Annotated in this window: 23 protein-coding genes; 3 read left to right on the top strand and 20 right to left on the bottom strand. The window is 43.4% G+C overall.

Annotated features, from left to right (window positions below; all coding sequences use genetic code 11):
* Positions 1-152 precede the first annotated feature (152 nt).
* From cypB to FB592_RS12620, 7 genes are all read right to left on the bottom strand, one after another.
* Positions 153-3,317, bottom strand: coding sequence for a bifunctional cytochrome P450/NADPH--P450 reductase CypB (cypB, locus tag FB592_RS12650; RefSeq protein WP_141949560.1), 3,165 nt, complete (start codon positions 3,315-3,317; stop codon positions 153-155).
* Positions 3,318-3,332: 15 nt separating this feature from the next.
* The gene (gene fatR, locus FB592_RS12645) at positions 3,333-3,917 is read right to left on the bottom strand and encodes a transcriptional regulator FatR (RefSeq protein WP_141949559.1); all 585 of its coding nucleotides are present in this window, start codon (positions 3,915-3,917) and stop codon (positions 3,333-3,335) included.
* Between the two features lie 221 nt (positions 3,918-4,138).
* Positions 4,139-4,681 (bottom strand): class I SAM-dependent methyltransferase, encoded by a 543-nt coding sequence (locus FB592_RS12640; RefSeq protein WP_046160639.1) that lies wholly within the window; start codon positions 4,679-4,681, stop codon positions 4,139-4,141.
* 188 nt (positions 4,682-4,869) lie between these two features.
* Positions 4,870-5,028 carry a hypothetical protein gene (locus FB592_RS12635; protein WP_003229817.1) on the bottom strand — a complete coding sequence of 53 codons (159 nt, stop codon included), beginning with the start codon at positions 5,026-5,028 and terminating at the stop codon, positions 4,870-4,872.
* 156 nt (positions 5,029-5,184) lie between these two features.
* On the bottom strand, positions 5,185-5,334 hold the full coding sequence (locus FB592_RS12630) for a YrzI family small protein (protein WP_004399102.1): 150 nt from the start codon (positions 5,332-5,334) through the stop codon (positions 5,185-5,187).
* 389 nt (positions 5,335-5,723) lie between these two features.
* Positions 5,724-6,524, bottom strand: coding sequence for a formate/nitrite transporter family protein (locus FB592_RS12625; RefSeq protein WP_046160640.1), 801 nt, complete (start codon positions 6,522-6,524; stop codon positions 5,724-5,726).
* A gap of 262 nt (positions 6,525-6,786) precedes the next feature.
* Positions 6,787-7,155 carry a Na-translocating system protein MpsC family protein gene (locus FB592_RS12620; protein ID WP_003229814.1) on the bottom strand — a complete coding sequence of 123 codons (369 nt, stop codon included), beginning with the start codon at positions 7,153-7,155 and terminating at the stop codon, positions 6,787-6,789.
* Between the two features lie 315 nt (positions 7,156-7,470).
* Here FB592_RS12620 and fdhF point away from each other — a divergent pair, with 315 nt between their 5' ends.
* Positions 7,471-10,413 carry a formate dehydrogenase subunit alpha gene (fdhF, locus tag FB592_RS12615; protein WP_134991384.1) on the top strand — a complete coding sequence of 981 codons (2,943 nt, stop codon included), beginning with the start codon at positions 7,471-7,473 and terminating at the stop codon, positions 10,411-10,413.
* Between the two features lie 18 nt (positions 10,414-10,431).
* A complete protein-coding gene (locus FB592_RS12610; protein ID WP_103330419.1) occupies positions 10,432-10,914 on the top strand; it encodes a helical membrane plugin domain-containing protein in 483 nt (160 codons plus the stop codon).
* Between the two features lie 36 nt (positions 10,915-10,950).
* Here FB592_RS12610 and FB592_RS12605 read toward each other — a convergent pair whose 3' ends face one another.
* From FB592_RS12605 to FB592_RS12585, 5 genes are all read right to left on the bottom strand, one after another.
* Positions 10,951-11,181 carry a YrhC family protein gene (locus tag FB592_RS12605; RefSeq protein ID WP_003237358.1) on the bottom strand — a complete coding sequence of 77 codons (231 nt, stop codon included), beginning with the start codon at positions 11,179-11,181 and terminating at the stop codon, positions 10,951-10,953.
* A gap of 82 nt (positions 11,182-11,263) precedes the next feature.
* Positions 11,264-12,403, bottom strand: a complete 1,140-nt coding sequence (locus tag FB592_RS12600) for a bifunctional cystathionine gamma-lyase/homocysteine desulfhydrase (RefSeq protein ID WP_015714422.1) — start codon at positions 12,401-12,403, stop codon at positions 11,264-11,266.
* 1 nt (position 12,404) lies between these two features.
* Positions 12,405-13,328, bottom strand: a complete 924-nt coding sequence (locus FB592_RS12595; RefSeq protein ID WP_141949558.1) for an O-acetylserine dependent cystathionine beta-synthase — start codon at positions 13,326-13,328, stop codon at positions 12,405-12,407.
* 64 nt (positions 13,329-13,392) lie between these two features.
* Positions 13,393-14,088 (bottom strand): 5'-methylthioadenosine/S-adenosylhomocysteine nucleosidase, encoded by a 696-nt coding sequence (mtnN, locus tag FB592_RS12590; protein ID WP_009967881.1) that lies wholly within the window; start codon positions 14,086-14,088, stop codon positions 13,393-13,395.
* Between the two features lie 20 nt (positions 14,089-14,108).
* On the bottom strand, positions 14,109-14,750 hold the full coding sequence (locus FB592_RS12585) for a class I SAM-dependent DNA methyltransferase (RefSeq protein ID WP_015714425.1): 642 nt from the start codon (positions 14,748-14,750) through the stop codon (positions 14,109-14,111).
* A 192-nt stretch (positions 14,751-14,942) separates the two neighbouring features.
* Here FB592_RS12585 and FB592_RS12580 point away from each other — a divergent pair, with 192 nt between their 5' ends.
* On the top strand, positions 14,943-15,146 hold the full coding sequence (locus FB592_RS12580) for a YrzA family protein (protein WP_014477495.1): 204 nt from the start codon (positions 14,943-14,945) through the stop codon (positions 15,144-15,146).
* A 36-nt stretch (positions 15,147-15,182) separates the two neighbouring features.
* Here FB592_RS12580 and FB592_RS12575 read toward each other — a convergent pair whose 3' ends face one another.
* The 8 genes from FB592_RS12575 to mltG all read right to left on the bottom strand — a co-directional run bounded on the left by FB592_RS12575 (position 15,183) and on the right by mltG (position 23,232).
* Entirely contained in the window at positions 15,183-15,884 is a 702-nt protein-coding gene (locus tag FB592_RS12575; protein ID WP_003246156.1) for a YrrS family protein, read from the bottom strand.
* 64 nt (positions 15,885-15,948) lie between these two features.
* A complete protein-coding gene (locus tag FB592_RS12570; protein ID WP_024572771.1) occupies positions 15,949-17,703 on the bottom strand; it encodes a peptidoglycan D,D-transpeptidase FtsI family protein in 1,755 nt (584 codons plus the stop codon).
* Between the two features lie 53 nt (positions 17,704-17,756).
* Positions 17,757-18,230, bottom strand: coding sequence for a transcription elongation factor GreA (gene greA, locus FB592_RS12565; RefSeq protein ID WP_004399078.1), 474 nt, complete (start codon positions 18,228-18,230; stop codon positions 17,757-17,759).
* 250 nt (positions 18,231-18,480) lie between these two features.
* Positions 18,481-19,116 carry a uridine kinase gene (gene udk, locus FB592_RS12560; RefSeq protein WP_003225916.1) on the bottom strand — a complete coding sequence of 212 codons (636 nt, stop codon included), beginning with the start codon at positions 19,114-19,116 and terminating at the stop codon, positions 18,481-18,483.
* A gap of 6 nt (positions 19,117-19,122) precedes the next feature.
* Positions 19,123-20,391, bottom strand: coding sequence for a peptidase U32 family protein (locus FB592_RS12555; RefSeq protein ID WP_003229802.1), 1,269 nt, complete (start codon positions 20,389-20,391; stop codon positions 19,123-19,125).
* Between the two features lie 18 nt (positions 20,392-20,409).
* Positions 20,410-21,339, bottom strand: coding sequence for a peptidase U32 family protein (locus tag FB592_RS12550; RefSeq protein WP_046160679.1), 930 nt, complete (start codon positions 21,337-21,339; stop codon positions 20,410-20,412).
* A 5-nt stretch (positions 21,340-21,344) separates the two neighbouring features.
* Positions 21,345-21,998 (bottom strand): O-methyltransferase, encoded by a 654-nt coding sequence (locus FB592_RS12545; RefSeq protein ID WP_014480416.1) that lies wholly within the window; start codon positions 21,996-21,998, stop codon positions 21,345-21,347.
* A 151-nt stretch (positions 21,999-22,149) separates the two neighbouring features.
* Positions 22,150-23,232 carry an endolytic transglycosylase MltG gene (gene mltG, locus FB592_RS12540; protein ID WP_003229799.1) on the bottom strand — a complete coding sequence of 361 codons (1,083 nt, stop codon included), beginning with the start codon at positions 23,230-23,232 and terminating at the stop codon, positions 22,150-22,152.
* Positions 23,233-23,286 lie beyond the last annotated feature (54 nt).

Genomic DNA, 23,286 nt, shown 5'->3' with positions numbered 1-23,286 from the left:
AAAAGAACTAAACTTTTGCCTCTGCATGCCGATATGAATAATAAGGCCGGCACGATACTCCCTATAACATCCTTTTCAGTAGATTTCATTATCGTGCCGGTTTTCTCATATGCAAAGCAATCCCGCCAATCAGATTGGCGGGATTTTATATTTTACATTCCTGTCCAAACGTCTTTCACATAACGTCTTTGATCTTGCAGCTTTTGCAGCCATTCAGCTGATTCTTCCTGACTTGCTCCTTTTTCAGCTTCATACGCCAATCGCAAAGTCTTCTCTACATCAGGAGCCATTTGTGATCCATCACCGCATACGTAAATATGAGCCCCTTTTTCAATGAGTGTCATCAATTTCTGCGTATCTTGCTTGAGCAAGTGCTGGACATATTCTTTTGGTTCGTTTTTGACGCGCGAGTAGCATCGGCGGATTGTGACCAAACCTTCCTGTTCCGCTTGATCCAGCTCTTCTCTGTAAAGGTCGTCATGGTCCGGGCGGCGGCAGCCGAAGTATAAAAGTGCTTCACCAAGGGTGCTTCCTTCCTTCTTCAAAACCGATCTTGCCTGAATAAAGCCCCTGAATGGCGCAATTCCTGTGCCCGGCCCGACCATAATCATAGGCGTTTCAGGCTCATCCGGCATCTGGAATCCGGACTGCGGCGTACGAATGAAGCAGGCTGCTGCATCACCTGTATTCAACTCTGCTAAATAATTAGAGGCGACACCCCGGTATTCACCTCGGCCGCTCCATGCTGAGGCTTTCACAACTCCTACCGTCATGCTCACGATATTTGCATGAACTTTCGGTGAGCTTGAAATGGAATAGTATCTCGGTTTTAGTGATGGCAAAAGTGCTAAAAACCGTTCAAACGGCATTTCGCAAGCAGGATAATCCTCTAAAAAATCAAGCATGGTAAGACGTTTTGCAAGTACCTGCTCTTTGTAAATGCCATCATCTGAAACGAGCTGTTCCAGCTCTTTTTGATGCGGCGGACAAACTGTATAAGAGGCCAGCTCCCGAAGCTGAAGCCTTGATGCCGGTTCCTGCAGCTCTACATAGGACGACAATAAATCCACTACTTTGATCGGCCGATCCATCGGCAGATGAGCCATATGAGCGCTTCCGCTTACTTTTATCACATGATTGGACTGCAAACCGAATCGGCTGAGAACCCGCTGAACAAGCTCCCTGCTGTTCTTCGGCAGGATTCCGATATGATCGCCTTCTTTATATGTTTTACCAGCCGGAATTTCCAATTCAATATGGCGGGTTGAACGCGTGCTGTCAGCTGTCTGGAGTTCTCGATTCTCTAACACAACCCCTTCAAACGCGCCATATGCTTTAGCAACCGGCGTTTCCGTCGCTTCACTGAGAAAAGCAATCGATAATGAAGGCCTGTCTTCTTTCTGGGCTATTTCGTTAATATCAAATGCGTCCATCGTTTCCTTCCAGAAGCGGTTTTCCCAAGACTCGCGATCGCTTTCAAAATCATCGGCGGCGTCACCTTCCCCAATCTCTGTTAAACGCGATGCCCCCTTTGCTTTCATCATGTCATCAATCAGGCGGGGAATCCGCTGATACGTGCTGGCCCAGCTCCGGTTCCCGCAGCCGAATACCGCATAGGAAACACCTTTCAATTGGCCTTCCTCAAGCTCTTTCAGCCACTCTACAAAGCCGGCAGCATTATCAGGCGGCGACCCATTATAAGAAGCCGTTACAATGACGACTGCCCCTTCTTCAGGGAGCTTGCCGATATAATCATCAAGCGGAGCCGTTTCAGCTGTAAAGCCCATCTGGCGGCCTTGAGAAGCCAATTCACCGGCTATTCCCTCAGCTGTCCCAAGGTTTGAACCGTAAAGAACGAGTAAAGGTGTGCCGTGTTTAGGTTTGGTTTCTTTTGGCTTTGTTTCTGATTTGATTTCTGCCTGTTCTTTTCTCTGTACATTGATTGCCGCTGTTTTCCGCGGTTTCACAGTAATTTTAAAATCATCCGGCTTGATCGTTAATGCTTCTTTGATTTTTAGTTCGTAGCCAGTATGGTTAATCAATTCAAAATGCTTTAATACAAGACCGAGAACCATTGTCGCTTCTTGAAGAGCAAACTGCATGCCAATACAAGCGCGCTGTCCGTTTCCAAACGGCTTATACGCATGGTGAGGGATACTTGAAGGATCCTCAAACCGTTCCGGACGGAAATCTTCCGCATCCGGCCCCCAAGCGTTTTGGTCCCGGTGCAGTTTTGGAATTAAAACAGTGACTGGCTGCCCTTTGCTGATCGGATATTCCCCGCCTAGAACAGTATCCTCCTTCGCATATAGAGAAAAAGCCGGAGCTGTTGGATACAGTCTGAGGGTTTCATTTAAAACCATCCGAGTGTATTTGAGCTGCTGGATTTGTTTATATTCAGGCGTGTCATCCGTTAACACGCGATCCGCTTCCTCCTGAGCTTTTTTCAGTTTTTCTGGATGTGTAAGCAGACAATAAATCGCAAAGGAAAGCAAACCGCTTGTTGTCTCATGTCCAGCAATTAAAAATGTGATGATTTGATACCTTATGTTTTCATCATCCAGCGTTTCACCGGTTACTGGATCTTTGGCATAAAGCATGAGAGACAAGAGATCCTTGATGTTATCATCCGGATTCGCCTTTCGCTCCGCTATCATTCTATCAACCAGGGAGTTCATGACTTCTATATCCTTTTGAAACTGCAGCTTCGTTTTCACCATCATCTTATCTTGCAGGCCCAGTCTTTTTGATTGATTCATCGCCTCTTTTAAGGCACGGAGCATACTGGTGATAAACGGATGCTGTGAATCACGGTAAAAGCTGTTGAATCGATAGTTAAATCCGCATAACCCAATCGTATCAAGCGTCAGACGTGTCATATCGTCTGCTACATCAATTTCTTCATTAGGGTTTAACCGGCTCCATTTTTGAATCAGCTGGGTTGCGATATCCAGCATCATAGAATGGTAGCCTTTCATCGCTTTTTGACTAAAACTCGGCAGCAAAATGCGGTGGGCTTTTTGCCAGTTCGGTTCGTGCGTCCAGCTTGTAAATAAGCCATCTCCCCCGAATTCGCGCACCTTTTGCAAGCCTTTGCCAAGGTTCTTGTCAAAGCGGCTTTCATCACACACTTCAGCCACAAGATTGTGGCCCGATACAAAAACACTGGATACTCCCGGAAAATCAAAACGGAAAATCGGCCCCAATTCATCAGCTATCCGCCATAAGGATTGAGAAAGCTGTTCTTTTTCAAGATGCGGAAGATTTTTTAAAGGTCCGTATGTTTTGGGCTGAGGTATTGCGCTTGCCTGTTTCATTAACATCTCCCTTTCCTATTTTTGTGATGAATGAAGCTTAATGGCGTCCCAGCAGCATTGTTCCAATTCAGTAATTAAATCAGTGTCCATCTCTATATCACCTGTTTGAACGAGCTGATATATCTTGAGAAACGCCCCTAATACAATCGCAATTAACACATTAGAGGGCAGGCTGCGAATCACGCCTTCCGCTTTTCCCTTATTAAAATAGTCATCAAGCATTTGAGTCAGATTTTCTATCAGTTTTTTGCTTGTATGATTTAAGTAATGAGCATCTTTTTTGGTTTCAAGAAAAAAAAGCGCATAGTCGCTCTCTTTCGTAAACTGAACGAGACAGCAAAATACGTGGTGAAAGCCTTCTCTGACAGGCAATTCTGAAACGTCTTGCTTCAGTTTTTCCGTAAATCGCTGGATGCTTTCTTGAAACAGCACGTTTACGAGTGTTTCTTTGCTGTCAAAATAACGATAGATCGTTCCTGTCCCTACATGAGCACGTTCAGCTATCATAGGAATAGTGGTAGCGTCAAAACCCCTTTCCGTAAAAAGTGAGACCGACGCTTTCATAATCATGTCGTATTTACTGCTGGATGCGGATAGCATATAATGTTACAACCTCCGATTCGTTGCGGAATGAATATTCATTCCTTTTGTTCACAAAGAATGTCTGCCCTGTCTGAAATCACCTCTTTGTTCTCTCTTCTGTTATAAGTTTAAATGAAAAAAACTTTTTTTAATATAAAGTATATGCAAAAAATAAAAAATTAAGAAAATATACCCAAATCCAGATGTAAGAATCTTGGATATATTTCCCGAGAAATTTTTTATTTAACAGCCACAATACATAGACAGGAATCACGCCTGATAACAGAAAGATCCCTAAAATGCTGATCTTTCAGCAGTTGAATATACGTTTTCTCTTTTTCACCGGTATTTGTGTCAATACTGATATAAAACCGGCCGTCAATTTGAAGCACCCTGTAAATTTCTCTTAATGCAAGCCTAATATCGGTGCAGCTCTGAACTGTATGTAAAGAAAAGACTTTATTAAAGGTACGGTCATCAAAGGGAATGTCCTCTGGATAGCCATGAAAAACCTCCCCGTTCCCCATATTCTTTCGATTCGCACGTGATATCTGTCTTACCTTTCGCTTTGAAGGATCAATGCTTTTTAGGCTTCCCTTTTCTAGTTTCTTGGTTATGCTTTTAAAGACAGTGCCATTTCCGATTCCAATTTCTAAAATTCTGTCATTTTCTTGTATATCTATAGAGTCAATCATCATATGCTCAATTGTTTTGGTTAGCTTATATTTCCGAGAAAATAATTTCCGAAAATTGGATCGTTTATAGAGTCTATTTTCTAGCAATTTAAACACCTGCTTTTGGTTTCCTATGTTTATTTATTATCTTAAAAAAATAAACATCATCTTCATTTCTAAAAGTGAAGGAAGGTACCAACTAGACGGCAATGTATTGAAAAATGTTTCAATAGAACTAAACTTTTTCATTTTTTTCCGCAAAAAAAGCAGAAAACATAATGTTTTCTGCCCTCTTTCTAATGCCAATGATAAGGGAATACATACAGCCTTTGCTGCTGCATTGCCATCAGCCTCTGCTGTCGGAATGGATTTCCATAACCATGTTTGAAGGAATGCGGCATGGACGCATAACCATGGCCAATCGACGGCAGTCTTTTTTGATAATCGTTCATCATGCCATCACCTGCCTCACAATAACGTTGATTTACTATATGCAGGCGCGCATTTTCTTGACAGCTATTTCGCTAAACTTGGTCCTTCTCCATTGTATAATGCATCAATAATTCCCTTCTAAGCATATGCCATTCCCCCTTCAGTTTTTTTCGTTGCTTTTAGCGCCAGTTCGTTAAATAAAGATGCTTTAACTGAGACTCTTTCATTTCATCATAAATCTGCTCAATCTGCTGTTCTCGTTCGAATTCTTCCAGGCTTTTAAACCGTTTTTTAATCGTTAACGTTAAAAAGAATAGGTTAATCGTCATATCGCTCACCCCCTTTCAAAGTCCGCATCAAGCGAAATAACCCGCGGCACAACCCTTCTGCCGCGGGCAAATAAAAACCGCAGACAAAAGAAGACACCAATGCCTCTACTGCCTGCGGGGAGTTGCGTATGTCCGACTATTCCGAATTTAATGCGTGCGATAAGCATCGGTTAAGGAAGGACACGAACTCTTCCACAGGCTGAATAAATCATGAACTTTTACATGTGTATCACGTACAGGTTGACGTCGTTGTCTCATTGTCATTTTGGTTCAGCCTCCTTTGCTTTTTTCTTACTTTGTAAGTATATCCACCAAATTCCATTTTGTAAACATCTTTTTCTAAAAATGGACGGAAATTGTGCAAATCATCGAATGGATTTGCCCGTTGGTCATGACACCTGCTTCATTTCTTTTCTGGAGTGGTCTTTCTTATGATATGCAATAAAATAAATGAGACCGACAAATACAGCTCCGCCGATGACATTACCGATAAAAGCCGGAATGATGTTTCCGATGAACTGCCCCCACGTGAATGAACCTGCAAAAATGGCAGCAGGAATCACAAACATGTTGGCGACAACGTGCTGAAATCCGATAGCCACAAAAGCCATGATTGGGAACCAGATGCCAAGGATTTTTCCTGCTGCGTCTTGGGCGCCGAAAGAAAGCCACACTGCAAGACATACAAGCCAGTTACAGCCGATGGCGGAAATGAGAACCTTGCCAAAGCTCATATCAAGCTTTCCTTGGGCAACGGCAATCGTTTTTTCTAAATAAGGACCTGTTTCAGTCAATCCAACCAAATGCCCGAAAAAGTAAGCAACAAACAATGCGCCGATTAAGTTCATAATTGTGACGATTCCCCAGTTAATCGCTAACTCTTTTACTGATATTTTTCTCGAAAATAACGCCATCGCAACTGACATCATATTGCCTGTGATCAGTTCAGCGCCAGCGAGAACGACAAGGATCAGGCCGACTGGAAATACTGCTGCACCAATCAAACTGGACAGGCTCCCCCATTCTTTCGGAAGATCGCCAATTACCCTGATATCAAGCAAATACCCAAGCGCGATAAATGCACCGCCTAAAAACCCCAGCACAAGCAGTGACGGCAGCGGGAGCTTGATTTTTTTCATCCCTGCTTCAATTGCTGCTTCCGCTATTTCATCCGGTTTTCGAAAAGCCATAATTAAACGCCTCCATTACTTCTTCTTTTCTGACAGTTATGCAAGAAAGGCAATAAAAAAGGCAGCACTCAAATAACCTGTGTCAAACCAGGCGTTTGAATGCTGCCTAACTTGTATGCATACCCATACAACAATATCAAGCAGTATATAAGATATTGAAAGAGAATATATACAGTTCGTGCATACATTCCATTGCTTTAGCCTTCTATAACTGTAGCAACATCATAACAAATGTGACAAATTTGTGTCAATGACAAATATACTAGCTTTGCAGAACTTCTTTTTGCTCATCTATTTTTCGGTCAAAAACAAATACAGATACAGCTATGTTTTCCTCAATTTTAATATCAGAAAACAAATGGACTAGCTTAGCTCCCATGAGTTCCTCCATTCCTTCCGGTGTTTGTTTGGAATAAAGGTCTTGAATTAGGCTTGTCCGGGCCGCATGTACCATCTCTCTTCCTTCAGGCGTGCGGGCGATAAACTGCTCGCTTGCACTCAGATTTCCGTATAGTGTTGAAACTGCCATGTTTTCTACAAATACAGTATGAATTCTCTCAGGCCCTTTTCCGAACAATTCTTTACGAAGTTTTCGAATAATATCATTGAATTCATGAATTTTTTTAGACATGCTGATTACCCCTTCCGATATTGCCTTATAAAGGCTTTTCCCGGTTCCCCTCAGGACATTTCACTTGGTTAAAATTTTCCTGCCATATTGTATTATAATAAATATCACATTATAATAAAAGCAGTGTTGATGGATTTGTAATAGGATCTTGTTATGAGTCTATCGTTTTATAAAAATCAAGGATTGGTCTGTTAGTAAGACTTGCTAGTGAACTATTCCGCCATGTGTGTTTACACCTTCTTAGAATTAAGGGCAGGTGTATCTATACATGGCTTTTTTTGACTTCTTGAAAGAAAGATGGAGGGGAATATGAATATGATGGACGTTAAGTCGATCAGTGTCCGTGTAGACGGAACAGAAATTCAAGCACGAGCAGGGGCCACAATTTTAGATATTTTAAATGAAAACGGAATTGAGTACCCGCAGATTTGCCACGTACCAGAGGTTGACCCGATTCAAACTTGTGATACTTGCATAGTAGAGGCAAACGGCAAGCTGGTTCGTTCATGCGCGACGGTTGCAGAAAACGGGATGTCTATTGATCTTTCAGGAAATCGAGTGAAAGAAGCGCAAACCGAAGCGATGGACCGCCTTCTTGAAAATCATTTGCTGTATTGTACAGTTTGCGATAACAACAATGGCAACTGTACGCTGCATAATACAGCGGAAATGATGGGGATCGAGCATCAAAAATACCCATACACGCCAAAAGAAGATCCTTCTTGCGCGGTTGATATGTCTCACCCTTTTTACCGCTATGATCCAAACCAATGTATTGCCTGCGGCCAGTGTGTTGAGGTCTGTCAAAACCTTCAGGTAAATGAAACACTCTCAATCGACTGGGAACGCGAACGCCCTCGCGTCATTTGGGATGAGGGAGTTCCGATCAATGAATCTTCCTGTGTCAGCTGCGGTCAGTGTGTAACAGTATGTCCATGTAATGCACTGATGGAAAAATCAATGCTCGGGCAGGCTGGTTTTATGACAGGCATTAAAGAGGACGTCATGGAACCGATGATTGATCTCGTGAAAAATGTTGAACCGGGGTATGGCAGCATTTTTGCCATTTCTGAAGTCGAAGCGGCAATGCGTGAAACAAGAACGAAAAAAACGAAAACTGTATGTACGTTCTGCGGTGTCGGGTGTTCATTTGAAGTATGGACAAAAGGACGGGATATTTTAAAGATCCAGCCTGTTTCTGATGCTCCGGTTAACGCTATTTCCACATGTGTCAAAGGGAAATTCGGCTGGGATTTTGTCAATTCAAAAGAGCGGATCACAAAGCCTTTAATCCGTAAAAACGGAGCCTTTGTGGAATCTTCTTGGGAAGAGGCCCTCGATCTTGTCGCAAGCAGATTAGGATCAATTAAAGAGCAGTACGGTAAAGGCTCTGTCGGGTTTATTTCTTCTTCTAAAATTACGAATGAAGAAAACTACGTCATTCAAAAACTAGCGCGTCAGGTATTTGAAACAAACAACGTCGATAACTGCTCACGCTACTGCCAGTCTCCTGCTACAGACGGATTGTTCCGCACTGTCGGCATGGGCGGTGACGCCGGCACGATTAAAGATATTGCCAAAGCAGGTCTCGTCATCATTGTCGGTGCCAATCCGGCGGAAGGACACCCAGTGCTCGCAACACGCGTCAAACGGGCACACAAGCTCCACGGTCAAAAACTGATTGTTGCCGACCTGCGTAAAAATGAGATGGCTGAGCGATCCGATCTGTTCATCAGCCCTAAACAAGGCACAGACCAAGTTTGGCTGATGGCTGTTACGAAATATATGATCGACCAAGGCTGGCACGATCAGGCGTTTATTGATGAGAACGTCAATTACTTTGAAGATTATAAAGAAACCCTTAAAACGTATACGCTTGATTATGCAGAACGCATCACAGGCCTTTCAAAAGAAAACATCATTCAAATTGCTGAAATGATTCGTGATGCTGACGGCACTTGTGTCCTTTGGGGAATGGGTGTCACACAAAATACAGGCGGTTCTGATACATCAGCAGCCATTTCAAACCTGCTTCTCGCTACGGGCAACTATCGCCGTCCAGGTGCCGGCGCTTATCCTCTGCGCGGACACAATAACGTGCAAGGCGCATGTGATATGGGAACATTGCCAGGCTGGCTGCCGGGATATCAGCATATTACAGATGACAAGGCCCGTGCTAAATTTGAAGAGGCATATGGTGTCGAGATTGATGGAAAGCCTGGTTTAGATAATATTCAAATGCTTCATGCCATTGAAGAAGGAAAAATGAAAGCTATGTATCTTGTCGGTGAGGATATGGCACTGGTCGATTCAAACGCGAACCATGTGCATGATATTTTATCAAGCCTTGATTTCTTCGTGGTACAGGACATCTTCCTGTCAAGAACAGCTCAATATGCTGATGTCGTCTTGCCGGCCACTCCTTCACTTGAAAAAGACGGAACATTTACCAACACAGAACGCCGTGTCCAGCGATTGTATCAGGCGCTTCCGACGCTTGGTGACGCAAAACCGGACTGGTGGATTATTCAAGAGGTGGCAAACCGTTTAGGAGCGAATTGGAATTACAGCCATCCAAGTGACATTTTCTCTGAAATGGCGAGTCTTTCTCCTCTGTTTGCCAAAGCAAGCTATGAGGTGCTTGAAGGCTGGAACAGCTTCCTATGGGGCAGCTTCACAGGTGAAAGCACACCGCTTCTGTATGAAGACGGATTTAATTTCCCTGACAAAAAAGCCCGTTTTGCCCTTTCTGATTGGACCGAGCCAGCGGCATTTCCGGAGGAATATGACCTTCATATCAATAACGGCCGGATGCTGGAGCATTTCCACGAAGGAAACATGACAAATAAATCGAAAGGCATCCAAGCGAAAGTGCCGAATGTATTCGTTGAGATCTCACCTGAGCTTGCACAAGAGCGAGGTGTTTGTGACGGTTCGCTTGTACGGCTCGTTTCTCCGTTCGGAGCAGTCAAATTGAACGCGCTGATCACAAATCGGGTACGGAAAAATGAACTCTATCTGCCAATGAACTCGACAGACAAGGAGTCAGCGATTAACTTCTTGACGGGCCCTGCAGCTGATAAACGGACGAACACGCCTGCTTATAAACAGACAAAGGTCCGCATGGAAGTGCTTGGCGGCTGTGAAACAGCGCCGCTTCCAAAAACAAATCCGCGCAACAAAAAACGGCATCCGCAAAACGGAGTCGAAGCGGAAAGAAAATGGAACCGCCCTGGCTATGTCCATCTGACTGATTAAACGATAGGAGGAAAACGAATGGCCACTCCGATTACAACGATCAAAAAAGAAACAAAAACAGCTGAGCAAATTAAGCTTGAAAAAATAGAAGAACTGAAAGAGCTGCTGGCGGAAAATGAGGACTCCGTCTCTAAAACGATGACGTTAATGAATGAACTCAATGATCTTGGAATTTTTGATGCGGCAACAAGCATGCTCAGAGCGAAGGAAGACATTGCCAAGATTGCGCTTGGCCAAGTTTCCCGCGAGCCTGTCACCAACCTCATCAACACGATGATGGCCGCCGGAGGCGCATTGACAAAAGCCGATCCTGAGTTTACAGCAAAGCTTTTAGAAAGCGTAATGGCTGGGACTGAACAGGCACAAAGCTTTTTAAAAGAAGACAAGAAAGTCGGGGTTCTCGACCTGTTAAAAGCAATGAACGACCCTGACATTAACAGAGCCGTCGGCTTCGGCCTTCAGTTTTTAAAAGGCATGGGAAAAGAACTTCGAGAACAATAACAGAAAAACAGCCATCGCTTGATGATGGCTGTTTTTTTATTCGTCGGCTTCTTCCAAACGCTTCTTGTAAATAAGTGAACGGTCAGCGCAAAAGAAGGCACCGGCTAAAAATACGCAATCCGCTAAAAACATCGTCGATTTCTGGCCTAATGTTAAGCCTTGATCAGGGAGAACTGCGCCTATATATAAAAAAGTGCTGACTGCAAGCAATGTAAAAGCAAAATGCTTGTAGTCTTCTTTTAAAGATTTCATTCTATTTTTGTTCAAAAGAATCACCTGCCAGATTCATAGTATACGACTATTATAATATAATCCGGCGACTTACAGAGAAAGTAATTCTATCCATTTGTTATATATTTTCAAGCGCTTGGCCGATATCTTCCAACAAGTCTTGCGCATCTTCAATTCCTACAGAAATTCTGATCAAGCCGTCCGTAATGCCGAGCTCAAGCCGGCGTTCTCTCGGAATAGAGGCATGTGTCATTCTTGCAGGAACAGAAATTAAGCTTTCAACCGCCCCCAGGCTTTCAGCAATGGTAAACAGTTTCAGATTTCCTAAAAACGCATCAACCCGTTCTTCACTGCCAATATCAAAGGAGATCATGCCGCCGAAGCCCGATCCTTGCGTTTTTGCAAGCTCATGTCCGGGATGATTTGAAGAACCAGGGTAATATAACGTTTGGACAGCAGGGTGATTCTCAAGAAAGCTTGCGATTTTCCGCGCATTTTGATCGATCGCTTCCATTCTGAGTCCCAACGTTTTGATTCCTCTCATTAACAGCCAGGAATCTTGAGGGCCAAGCACGCCGCCTGTGGAGTTTTGCACAAAATGCAGCTCTTCTCCAAGCTCTTTCGAAGCTGTCACAACTAAACCTCCGACGACATCACTGTGTCCGCCAAGATATTTTGTCGCACTGTGAAGTACGATATCAGCGCCTAAAGTAAGCGGCTGCTGAAAATAAGGAGTGTTAAAGGTATTGTCTACAATAAGCAGAACACCCGCTTTTTTTGCGATATCAGCCATGAGCGTCAGGTCGGTGATTTTGAGCAACGGGTTTGTCGGTGTTTCAATATAAATGGCTTTTGTATTAGGGCGAATCGCTTTTTCAACTTCTTCCCTGCTGCTCGTATCAACAAATGTTGATTCAATGCCAAGACGGTTAAGCACCTTTGTCATCACGCGATATGTTCCGCCGTACACATCATCAGTCAACACGACATGATCTCCGCTGTTAAACAGCATCATAACCGCTGTAATGGCAGCCATTCCTGAGCTGAACGCATAGCCTGCTTCCCCGCTTTCCAGTTCTGTCACAAGTGCTTCGAGAGCGGTTCGAGTAGGATTGGCCGTTCTTGAATACTCGTAGCCTGTATGCTGTCCTGCTTTCGGCTGCTTGTACGTGCTTACTTGATAAATGGGCACGGAAACTGCGCCTGTTTTCTCATCACCTGTGATTCCGCCATGTATCATCAATGTTTTTTTCTTCATATCAGATGCCTCCTTCGTATATTTGTTTGCTGATATATCGATCGCTGCTGTCAGGAAATACTGTGACAATGTTAGTTCCAGCGGATGCTTTTTTCGCTTCCTCCAATGCCGCATAAAGCGCTGCACCTGAAGAGCTTCCGATCAGCAGGCCTTCTTTTTCTGCCGCTTCTTTCACAAGTCTAAACGCATTCTCATCTGTTACGGTGTAGATCTCGTCAAAATGGCTCTTATCCATATAATCGGGGATAAACTCCATGCCGATGCCTTCTGTTTTATGAGCGTGAGGCTCTCCTCCGTTTAAAATCGAGCCCTCCGGTTCAACAATCACCGTTTTGACTGCTGGATTTTTTTCTTTTAAGAAGGAAGCTGTTCCTGCGAACGTGCCCCCTGATCCTGCCCCTGCGACAAACGTATGAATATTCCCGTCAAGCGCTTCCCACATTTCAGGTCCAAGCGTCTTATAGTAAGTCGATGGATTTACTTGGTTTTTGAATTGCAAGACGCAATAAGAATTTTCAATTTCAGTCTCCAGCTGAATGGCTTTTTGAATGGCTCCCTGCATTCCGTCTTGACGCGGTGTATGAATGATTGATGCGCCAAGCGCTTGCATAATTTGCTGTTTCTCTCTGCTGAAATGTTCAGGGACACAGAAAATCGCTTTCAGCCCATATTTTCTGGCACTTAACGCAAGGCCGATCCCTGTATTGCCTGCCGTAGCTTCTATAATCACTCCGCCGGGTTTCACCTTGCCTGAATCGAGCGCGTCACGAATCAGCATATCTCCCAGTCTGTCTTTGATGCTTCCCCCTGGATTCATAATTTCAAGCTTGGCATACACCGCGACTCCTTCTGGAACATCAAAGTTCTTCAAGCGGAGAAGCGGTGTATTCCCAATCAGCTCGGTAATGTCCGTAATCACTGTCATATATGTCCTCCTCCTAATTAGAGGTTGTTTTTAGAGAAAAACGGAGGAGAACGTTCTCCCCGTTTTAATGAATTCGTTTGATCACCTTTAACACAAGCTCTGTTGAATGGACAGCCGCCTGCTCTAAAAATTGGTCAAATGAAACATGTGATTCTTTTCCTGCAATATCAGATAACGCTCTGATGACGACAAACGGCGTTTTAAATTGATGGCACACTTGAGCCACTGCCGCAGCCTCCATTTCAACCGCGTACAGATCAGAAAATCTCGCACGCACCTCTTCAACCCGCTTCGGATCGTTCATGAAAGAATCGCCTGTTGCAATTGTTCCTTTTGCAACCTGAATGCCGTCGAGTTCAGATACCGCTTCTTCAGTGATGCTAATCAGCTTTTCATCCGCTGCATAAGCAGCCGGAAGACCCGGCACTTGGCCGTATTCATAGTCAAAAGCCGTTACGTCTACATCGTGGTGACGAACGTCAGTGGAAATAACGACATCCCCTACATTCAATGTATGATGAAATCCGCCGGCTGAGCCTGTGTTAATGACATAATCAGGCTTGTAACGGTCAAGCAGAAGCGTCGTGCTGATAGCAGCATTTACTTTTCCAATTCCTGATTTTAAAAGAATCACTTCAGTTCCTTCATATTCGCCTGTTGTAAATTCACAGTGTGCGATCGTTTCTGTTTTTGCATTTTCAAGTTTGTTTCTTAAGATGGTAACTTCCTCTTCCATTGCTCCGATGACTGCTAGTCTCATCTATTCACATTCCCTTCACTTTACCGTTTGATCGCCTCCATTATCCACACGAAGTCGTTTTGCTGAGTGAATCGGACTGCAAAACCTTCAGCTGTAAACATTTCTTTCAACGCATCCAATGTAGGATAATGCTCTGTCTCTAAATCATTTGCAAGCTGATAAAAGCCTTGAGAACGGGCTTTATCGATAGCCTGTTGATACGCTTGCGCATTTTCAAAGACGGTATCGGCAAACACTATTTTATCATGCAAGTGAAGGTATTTGCCATATTGCTTTATGGCAGCCCGCTTTTCTTCGTCAGTCAAATGATGAAAAGCATATGAACTGACAATTGTATCAGCCTGAAATGGCGGCTCAGGGAATGTCAGGAAGTCTCCATCAACGATTTCCGACCTGCCTGAAAGCTTGTCAGAAGCCAGTTTACGCATTGCTGGAGAAGGTTCGATTCCAAATACAGTTTTGCCTGCATCGAGCAGCTTAGCCGTCAAATTCCCTGTCCCCGGGCCAAATTCTAACACATGCGTTCCAGATTTGCTGACGATGGCATCAAGGATATGATCGTAGCCTCTGAATGCTTCTTTATACTGAATATCTAAACCTTGTACTGTTTGATCATAAGTTGCTGCCCAATCTTCAAAGAGAGGGATAAATTCACGTCCCATATTTGTCACACTCCATATTTAATAATTCCTATAAGCATACTATGAATTAATGATGGAACAGTTCCTATAATACCACATCTTCTGAAAAGCAGGTACTAAAACACTTTGTGTATTTTATGCCATCTCATATTGCGCATTGACCGCAAAAAAGCTTATACTTCATATGACTTGTGAAAGCTGGAGGGTCAAGACATGAATTTTCAATTAGATCTGATTAAAGACAAAGTGGAATTTTTTGAAGCGGCTTCATTGCAGGAGCTTGAAAAGAAAATCAATACACAAATTGAAAACAATAAAGCCATCATGCTCCGGGTGAAATCTGTTTCACACCAAACTGCTGTGGCAGAAGGAAGAATATTGTACAGCGCGGTGGTTCATTTCGCAGCTGAAGCCTAAAACAAAAGCAGCCGGTTGTAACCCGGCTGCTTTTGTTTATTTTAGCTTTTCTACTTTTGTCGGCTTCCAGCCTTTTTCATCGACCCATGTAATCGTGACTTGATACTTATTCCCAGTCGCCTTGTCCAAAATTTTGCCTTTGGCATCCTGAGGGCTGCCGTTATTTCCAAGCCAGAGCACCGTCATGTTATCTGTTGAGACACCAGTTGCGTACGAAATGGCTTTCAGCATCTCAGCCCAGTCTTGCGAGCTTGAATCATAAGTAGCGGCATGCTCGCCTGTTTGCTCAGTTCCGACTGCTTTCCAGTCAGGATTTTCATACGTTTTTTCCACATCGCTCGATGAGCCGCCTTCTGTTACTTTTGCATCTTTAAGCCCATCACCGGCTGAATCTGAGCTTGAATCTGAATCAGAATCATCCTTTTTAGAAGAAGAATCATCTTTTTTGGAATCAGAGTCAGAAGACTTCTCAGAATCCTTTTCGCTGTCAGATGTATCTTTCTTGCTGTCTTTTATATCCTCATCCGATTTCTTTTCCGTCTTTCCTGAAGCCGGAGATTCCTGTTTTTGCGCCGTTTCAGAATCCTTGCTGACATCTTTGCTAGAAGGACTGTTAATGAAGAGATTCGCTGCTACTACGACAATTAGTATGGATACGATTGCGATTAAAATGTTAAGCACTAAATTGGCTTTTCTGCGTTTATCACGATTTTCATAACGAGATTGATTATTGCTCAATAATTCTGCACTCCTTTATCCCTCTTGGCTCAGCATATATTTTAACATGTGCTGAGAAGTTGTTCTATTTCTGATTGATTTCAATTTCGTGTACTTTTTTAACAATATCATAAAACACCGAATTTGTCAGAGCCTTATCGCCCGGTGTATCCATGTGTAAAACAACCAGAGCGTATTTCGGCTTATCCGCGGGAAAATATCCGGCAAACCATTTTTCATAGAGCGTTTCCTTCTCTTTTGAAAGCTTGCCTGTCTGGGCTGTGCCCGACTTCCCTGCTACAGTATACGGAAGATCTTGAAACCTTCTGCCCGTTCCGGAAGGAGATTCTACCACCCGCCGCAGTATTTTTTGAAGCTGCTGTGACGTATATTTGTCTATCGTCTCCCCTTTGAGCTTCTGATCTTTAAACGTAACGAGCGTTGTGCCGTTCTTATACTCAATTTGTTCGGCAATTTTCACCTGCCGTTTTTCTCCGCCGCGGGCGATTGTCGCCATCATATTGGCTACCTCCAGCGGGGTTACCTTTACATTTTTCTGCCCAATTGCTGTTTGCGCAATGGCTTTTTTGACTGATTTGTCTTTTTCATCCCCCCAAATCACGCCACTTTTTTCGTTATACAGCTGGCGGAAATCGGTTTCGTGGTACAGTTTTCCCTCCCAGCCTGCCCGATCAGTGAGAGCCAGCTTCTCGGACATATCTTCAATAACCGAGCTGTCTTTTTTCATTAATTGTTCTGCAAGACTCGTAAATGTGTAATTACAGCTTTGTGCAAAGCTTTCATCAAAAGACAAGGTTCCTTTGTCGTCCCCCGGTTCCCCGTACAGGTTTAAATTGCAATTAAAGGTTTGACTAGGCTTCACCATATTATTTTCGATTGCAGCTGCGGCAATGACTGTTTTAAAAACTGATCCGGGATAGATTGGCGTCAGCATATAATTTTGAAGTGTGTTTTGCCGGGACACATCCGCATCTGGTTTGCTTACAATTCCCAGAACACTGCTATTTTCGATGTCCAGCAGCACAGCTCCTCCTTTTTTCAGCCCCTGTTCATCCAATACCTCCTCCATCGCTTTTTGAATGCTTTGATCGATCGTTGTTTTGACCTGGAGCGGATAAAATGTATTGGCTTCAGCTGTATATTTGACGTCCATGCCAAACAAAGGGTTTCCTTTTCCGTCCACATGATATAAAAGCTTTGTGTCTTGTTCCGGAAGCAAAAACTCGTCAAATGTCCGTTCTAAACCGGTTGTTCCGATTTCTGTTGTAATCGGAAGGCTCTCCTTGTCAGGATATTTCTTGCGAAGCAGCGCCGGATCTTGGTTCGTGCTCCCTATCGTATGTGAAGCAAGGCTGGGCTTGTCTTCATTCTCCATATATACGCCGTAAATGCCGGGATATTTCAAAGAATTGATTTTTGTGATAGATTGTTTTGAAAGTGTTTTGATTTTCTTTTGCTGCAAAATGACCGGTTTTTTTGCCTTACCTAGTGTCTGGCGCAAATCATCTTCAGACATGCCGAGGATGTCCGCAACTTTTTTGATCGGCCAATCCTGCGTCAGCAGAAAAGGGAACAAAACAACCGCAGGCTCGCTTTGTCCTGTCAGCGCCCGCCCGTTTCGATCTAAAAAAGAGCCTCTTCCATCTGAAATGAGCACTTCCTCCGTCCGCTGTTTCACGCTTTCTTGAATCAAATTAATTTTCTTTTTAGAAAATGATTCTGTGAAAAACAGCTGGATTTCTGCAAGCCTCAGCAGAAGCAGAAAAAATACAATCAAAAATGCGATGACTGCCAGCTTCATTCGTTTCGATATCTTCATAAAAAAACACCTCACCCACATTGTGGACGAGGTGTTTCGCTGCTAAACAAATATTATGAAATTTTCACAATTTTCACGAGCATTTCTCCGCCCGGTGTTTGTACTGTGACTTCTTCATCTACTTTTTTGCCCAAGAGGCTTTTTGCGATCGGTGAGTCGTTTGAGATTTTCCCTTCAAACGGGTCAGCTTCCGCGCTTCCGACGATCGTATATGATTCTTCATCACCGTCAGGCAGTTCGACGAAAGTGACGGTTTTACCCAAACCGACAACGTTAGAGCCGCCGTCATCTTCAATGATTTTCGCATTGCGAATCATATTTTCAAGAGTCGTCACGCGGCCCTCTACAAATGCCTGCTCTTCTTTCGCTGAATCGTATTCAGAGTTCTCGGAAAGGTCTCCGAAGCTTCTCGCAATTTTGATTCGCTCTACTACTTCTTTTCGTTTAACCGTTTTCAAATATTCTAATTCTTGTTCAAGTTTTTGTTTTCCTTCTGCAGTCATAGGAAATACTTTCTCTTGTGCCATGTCCCTTCACTCCTTCTGGTTGTCCCTCAACATCTTCGATTATGTATGAGAGCATAAACTAAAAAATACAAGAATGAGAACACAGGGCAGTCCTCGTTCTTCTCTCCCATATAGGTACTGTTTATCTTAAACTGAATCGTGTCGTTCTGCAAATATTTCGCGTTTATAAACAGGGAAAGAAGGGAATTCGCACATTCCCTTCCTGCCTATACATAATATGGTCAGAGTTATTTATGTCTATGCTATGGTATTACAAAATCGCGTTTTGTTCAAGAATGGTTTGAATTTTTGTGACCATCAGATCAATTGCGACGTGATTCTGACCGCCTTCCGGGATAATAATATCAGCGTATCGTTTCGTCGGCTCGACGAATTGGTTATGCATCGGACGGACCACTGACACATATTGTTCAATGACAGAATCAATAGAGCGTCCGCGCTCATTAATATCTCTCATAATCCGTCTGATGATACGCAAGTCAGCGTCCGTATCAACATAAAGCTTGATATCCATCAGATCACGAAGCCTTTTGTCTTCAAGAACAAGAATGCCTTCAAGGATAATAACATCCTTTGGCTCTACGTGAACCGTTTCTTCTGAACGTGTGTGAAGCTTATAGTCATAAATCGGCTTTTCAATCGGGCGGTAATTCAATAGATCCTGAATATGCTCGATTAAATAGTCATTATCAAACGCAAGCGGATGATCATAGTTTGTGTTCAGCCTTTCTTCAAACGGAAGATGGCTTTGGTCTTTATAATAAAGGTCCTGCTGGATCATTAAAATTGAGTGTCCTTTAAACTGTTCATAAATGGACCGTGTGACACTCGTTTTTCCTGAACCGGAACCTCCTGCGATTCCAATGACTACTGGATTCTTACCCATGGGCTGTTACTTCCCCTTTCTCATCATGTTGCTCGGATAAATCTTTTTGTCTAGTTTGAATTTGACAATTTGCAGGGGATGGCGGGCAGCATCTAGCTCATTTCCGTCTTCGTCCCAAATGGTTTCAATCGTATGTGTAAAGTTTTCGATTTCTGGACCGAAAAATTCCACTTCGTCGCCTTTTTTGAAGAAATTGCGCTGCTGAAGCGTGACCATTTGTGTATCTTCATCATAATTCAGCACTAAGCCGACAAAATCATATGTCGTTTTCTTGGCGTGTTCGCCGAACATTTGCTCTTCATAGCCTGGCGTTCCTTCAAAGAAAGCTGTCGCAGTGTCCCTGTTGGCGCACTTATCAAGCTCTTCAAGCCATTCTTTTTGAATCACAAAGTTTTCTGGATCAGCGCAATAAGCATCGATTACTTTGCGGTATACGCTGACAACAGTTGCTACATAGTGAATGGATTTCATGCGGCCTTCAATCTTTAAGCTGTCGATCCCCATTTCAATCATTTTTGGAATGGATTCAATCAGCTTCAAATCTTTCGGGCTCATCGCAAATGGTGCATCTTCTTCACCATACAAAGCAACGGCGTTGGCACCGTCTGTTTGGTAGAGATCATAATCCCAGCGGCATGACTGGCAGCAGCCTCCGCGATTGGAATCCCGCGCTGTCATGTGATTGCTCAGCACACAGCGGCCGGAATATGCAATACACATTGCGCCATGAATGAAGGATTCGATTTCGATATCTACCTTTTCTTTCATTTCTCTGATTTCAAGAGCGCTAGTTTCACGTGCCAGCACGACGCGGTCGAGACCTTCTTCCTTCCAGAATTGGACAGCCTTCCAGTTCGAAAGAGACTGCTGTGTGCTCAAGTGAACCTCAACATTCGGCGCAACTCTGCGGCATGTTTCGATAATAAGCGGATCTGCCACAATGATACCGGCAACGTTGGCGTCTCCAAGTGCTTTTAAATAGTCTTCAAGCCCGTCCATATTTTCATTATGGGCGAAAATATTCGTTGTTACGTAGATCTTCGCGCCATATTTCTTTGCGAATTCAACGCCTTCTGCAATTTCTTCGATCGTAAAGTTATCGGCATTCGAGCGCAGCCCGTATTCCTGTCCCCCGATAAAGACCGCGTCCGCTCCGTAATGAACAGCGATTTTCAGCTTTTCAAGATTACCCGCAGGTGCGAGAAGTTCCGGCTTTTTCGTAATCACACGCTTTCCATTAACGATTGTGGATATTTTATCATTTACGGCAGTCATAGCTTAACCTCCTTTTGATTAATAAACCGTTTCCTTGAAGAAGAATCCGGTATCAATTTTTCTGTTTACTGGCTGGATGCTTTCAATGTGTTCGATCCAGTCTTCTTTTTTCGCTTCGTATTCGTCACGGTTTTCCACGCACAAATCAATTGCTTCTCTGTACATTTTGGTGACTTCTATTAGGTATTCAGGCGTTTTCAAAACACCATCGATTTTGAAAGAATCAATTCCGGCATCTATCAATTCCTCGAGCTCATCAATGATGCACACATCGTTCGGGCTCATGATGTGAGTGCCGTTTTCATCTTCGAAAATCGGATATTTATTATCGCGTTCTTTATCGTGTAAAAACATGCCTGATTCTTTTTTCTTTCTTTCAATGTCCATGACTTTGCCCTGATATTCAAAATAGTTTCCAATCAAAGAACGCTTCGATTGGAACATGCACGTCATTCCATGCACCTGGATTTCAATTTCGACTTCAGCATTTTCTTTAATCTCAACAATGCTGTCCATGTTTAATTCTCTGGCAAGCACAGAACGCGCCGCACCCTTGCGTCCCCAGTAGTTGCATGTATAATAGTTGGTGCCTGTCGTTTCTGTGCTCCAATGAAGCTTCAGATCAGGCGCAGATTCACGGGCAGCCATCAGCACGGCAGGATCGCCGAATACCGCTGCATCGACACCGGCTTCTGCTAAGAAAGCCAGATATTCGCCAAGCTCACCCACTTTATCGTTATGGAAAATTGCATTTACAGCAACGTATATTTTTGCCCCTTCTTTGTGAGCAATCTCTACGGCTTTTGTTACATCTTCACGAGAAAATTCTCCGGCTAATCTCAAGCCGTATCTCTGTTCCCCAACTAAAAACGCAGTTGCCCCAGCCTGTATGAGCGGCAAAATGTCCGCTGTACTCGTCGGCGTCACCAAGAGCTCTGGTTTTTTCATGACGTTCACCTCTTCTTTTTACTAATCGCAAGTCCGTCCCCGACAGGAATAATCGCAGTTTGATAATCCGGATGATTCATCAGCCAATGATTATATTCATCAATTTTTGCTACAAGCCTGCGCCTTCTCTTCGGTTCTATTTTGCTGTAATCCTCTGCCACCAGACCTTTAAACAGCACGTTGTCTGTTATAATCACCCCGTCCGGTGAAAGCATCGGTTCATATAAATGAAAAAAGTTTTGATACTGACCTTTTGCAGCGTCAATAAAAATGACATCGTAAGGCGCGGTTACATGAACGGCGTCGGCTAATTCAAGCGCATCTCCGTAAAAAACATGAATCCGGTCATCAAGCTGAAATTCCTTGATATTGTTTACCGCTTCTTCATGCCGTTTCTCATTGCGTTCAATTGTATATATTTCAGCAGACGGCAGCTCCAGCGCCATCCGAATGGCTGAATAACCAATGGCCGTTCCGATTTCTAGTATTTTTTTCGGCTGTTTCACAGACAAAATTTGAAGCAGCACCTCCATGCCCGCTTTTTCCATAATCGGGACATGATGTTCTTCTGCATATGCTTCAAGCTTCTTCACGTTATCCGGCCGAGGCTTTAATAATGCTTCTATATAGTCATTTATTTGTTCATACCGGTCAGTCACTACAAACAGCCTCCCGTTCTAAAAAGGAGTGCCCCAGTCTTATGCGCAGGACACTCTCTGAATACATCATGATACATCGGTAAACAACCCGATATATTTTATCATAAAACCTTGCGGAAAGCGAACAAAAGGAGAGCTTTTTGCTCTCCTTTTATTTCTCATTTTTTGAGGAAATGTATTTTTCTTTTGCTTTATTATGCTCTTTTAGCGTTTTTGTAAATACGACCTCACCATTTGATTTGGCCAAGAAATACAGATAGTCCGTTTTATCCGGATGCAGCGCCGCTTCCCATGACGACATGCCGGCATTGGCAATCGGCCCTGGCGTCAGCCCTGTGTTTTTATACGTATTGTATGGTGAATCGATTTCCAGATCCTTATAAAGAACCCGATCTTTATGCTTGCCTGCCGCGTACAGGACGGTCGGATCTGTTTGGAGCGGCATTTTCTTTTTCAGGCGGTTATAAAAGACGCTCGCAATTTTATGGCGGTCGGCTTTTTCAGTCGCTTCTTCTTCTATCAAAGAAGCCATTGTCAGCAGCTTATGCACAGAAACTTTGTTTTTCTTCATTTCTGATTTATATGTTTCCACATAAGAATTTGTCTGCTTAATCATTGCCTTGATAATGTCTTCAAGTGATGTGTCCGGATCGTTAAAAGGGTATGTAGCCGGGAATAGGTACCCTTCAAGCGGGTGCTTAATGTTTTTATTGAAAACATCATTTGTCACAGTGTCCGGGAATTCTTTCTTCAGCTGATTGATAAATGTTTCATCGTCCAGCTTCGCTATGACTTGTTTTTTAGAGTATTTTGTTTCATCCGCAATAGCAGCCGCGATTTGGGTCAGCTGTGCTCCCTCAGTCACTGTGATTTGAAAAGCGTAACCTGTAGCCCCGCTTGTCAGCTTCTGAATAATGGCATCTAAATCCATACCTTTATTCAGATGGTAGAATCCGGCCTGAAACCCGGAAGCACCTTTATATTTCACATAGTACTGAAACGCCTTCTCGCTTTTTATGACATCATTTTTCTTTAATATCGATGCGATGGCTGAAACAGACGAACCGCTCGGAATGTTAATATTAACTGTCGTTTTACTGTCTTTTTCAACAGGTTCAAGCAATGATTTCCCATATAAAAATGCCCCGCCAATGATGAGAAACAGCACAACAATGGAAGACAGTATGATTCTTTTTTTATTAAAAAACGATTTTTTTTGCTGATTGATATACATTAGGTCTCCTCCCATCAGCTCTTATACTACATGATTCATTGTATTTCGGCAATT

Source organism: Bacillus sp. SJZ110 (assembly GCF_006715455.1).
Lineage (GTDB): Bacteria > Bacillota > Bacilli > Bacillales > Bacillaceae > Bacillus > Bacillus subtilis.
Note: the sequence above shows the minus strand (reverse complement) of the source record. Positions and strands in the feature narration are given on the sequence as shown.

Bases quoted from the DNA above. Each gene is read 5' to 3' on its own strand.
- cypB (WP_141949560.1), bottom strand. From the start codon at position 3,317: ATGAAACAGGCAAGCGCAATACCTCAGCCCAAAACATACGGACCTTTA.
- fatR (WP_141949559.1), bottom strand. From the start codon at position 3,917: ATGCTATCCGCATCCAGCAGTAAATACGACATGATTATGAAAGCGTCG.
- FB592_RS12635 (WP_003229817.1), bottom strand. From the start codon at position 5,028: ATGATGAACGATTATCAAAAAAGACTGCCGTCGATTGGCCATGGTTAT.
- FB592_RS12630 (WP_004399102.1), bottom strand. From the start codon at position 5,334: ATGACGATTAACCTATTCTTTTTAACGTTAACGATTAAAAAACGGTTT.
- FB592_RS12625 (WP_046160640.1), bottom strand. From the start codon at position 6,524: ATGGCTTTTCGAAAACCGGATGAAATAGCGGAAGCAGCAATTGAAGCA.
- FB592_RS12620 (WP_003229814.1), bottom strand. From the start codon at position 7,155: ATGTCTAAAAAAATTCATGAATTCAATGATATTATTCGAAAACTTCGT.
- fdhF (WP_134991384.1), top strand. From the start codon at position 7,471: ATGATGGACGTTAAGTCGATCAGTGTCCGTGTAGACGGAACAGAAATT.
- FB592_RS12610 (WP_103330419.1), top strand. From the start codon at position 10,432: ATGGCCACTCCGATTACAACGATCAAAAAAGAAACAAAAACAGCTGAG.
- FB592_RS12600 (WP_015714422.1), bottom strand. From the start codon at position 12,403: ATGAAGAAAAAAACATTGATGATACATGGCGGAATCACAGGTGATGAG.
- FB592_RS12595 (WP_141949558.1), bottom strand. From the start codon at position 13,328: ATGACAGTGATTACGGACATTACCGAGCTGATTGGGAATACACCGCTT.
- mtnN (WP_009967881.1), bottom strand. From the start codon at position 14,088: ATGAGACTAGCAGTCATCGGAGCAATGGAAGAGGAAGTTACCATCTTA.
- FB592_RS12585 (WP_015714425.1), bottom strand. From the start codon at position 14,750: ATGGGACGTGAATTTATCCCTCTCTTTGAAGATTGGGCAGCAACTTAT.
- FB592_RS12580 (WP_014477495.1), top strand. From the start codon at position 14,943: ATGAATTTTCAATTAGATCTGATTAAAGACAAAGTGGAATTTTTTGAA.
- FB592_RS12570 (WP_024572771.1), bottom strand. From the start codon at position 17,703: ATGAAGATATCGAAACGAATGAAGCTGGCAGTCATCGCATTTTTGATT.
- greA (WP_004399078.1), bottom strand. From the start codon at position 18,230: ATGGCACAAGAGAAAGTATTTCCTATGACTGCAGAAGGAAAACAAAAA.
- udk (WP_003225916.1), bottom strand. From the start codon at position 19,116: ATGGGTAAGAATCCAGTAGTCATTGGAATCGCAGGAGGTTCCGGTTCA.
- FB592_RS12555 (WP_003229802.1), bottom strand. From the start codon at position 20,391: ATGACTGCCGTAAATGATAAAATATCCACAATCGTTAATGGAAAGCGT.
- FB592_RS12550 (WP_046160679.1), bottom strand. From the start codon at position 21,339: ATGAAAAAACCAGAGCTCTTGGTGACGCCGACGAGTACAGCGGACATT.
- mltG (WP_003229799.1), bottom strand. From the start codon at position 23,232: ATGTATATCAATCAGCAAAAAAAATCGTTTTTTAATAAAAAAAGAATC.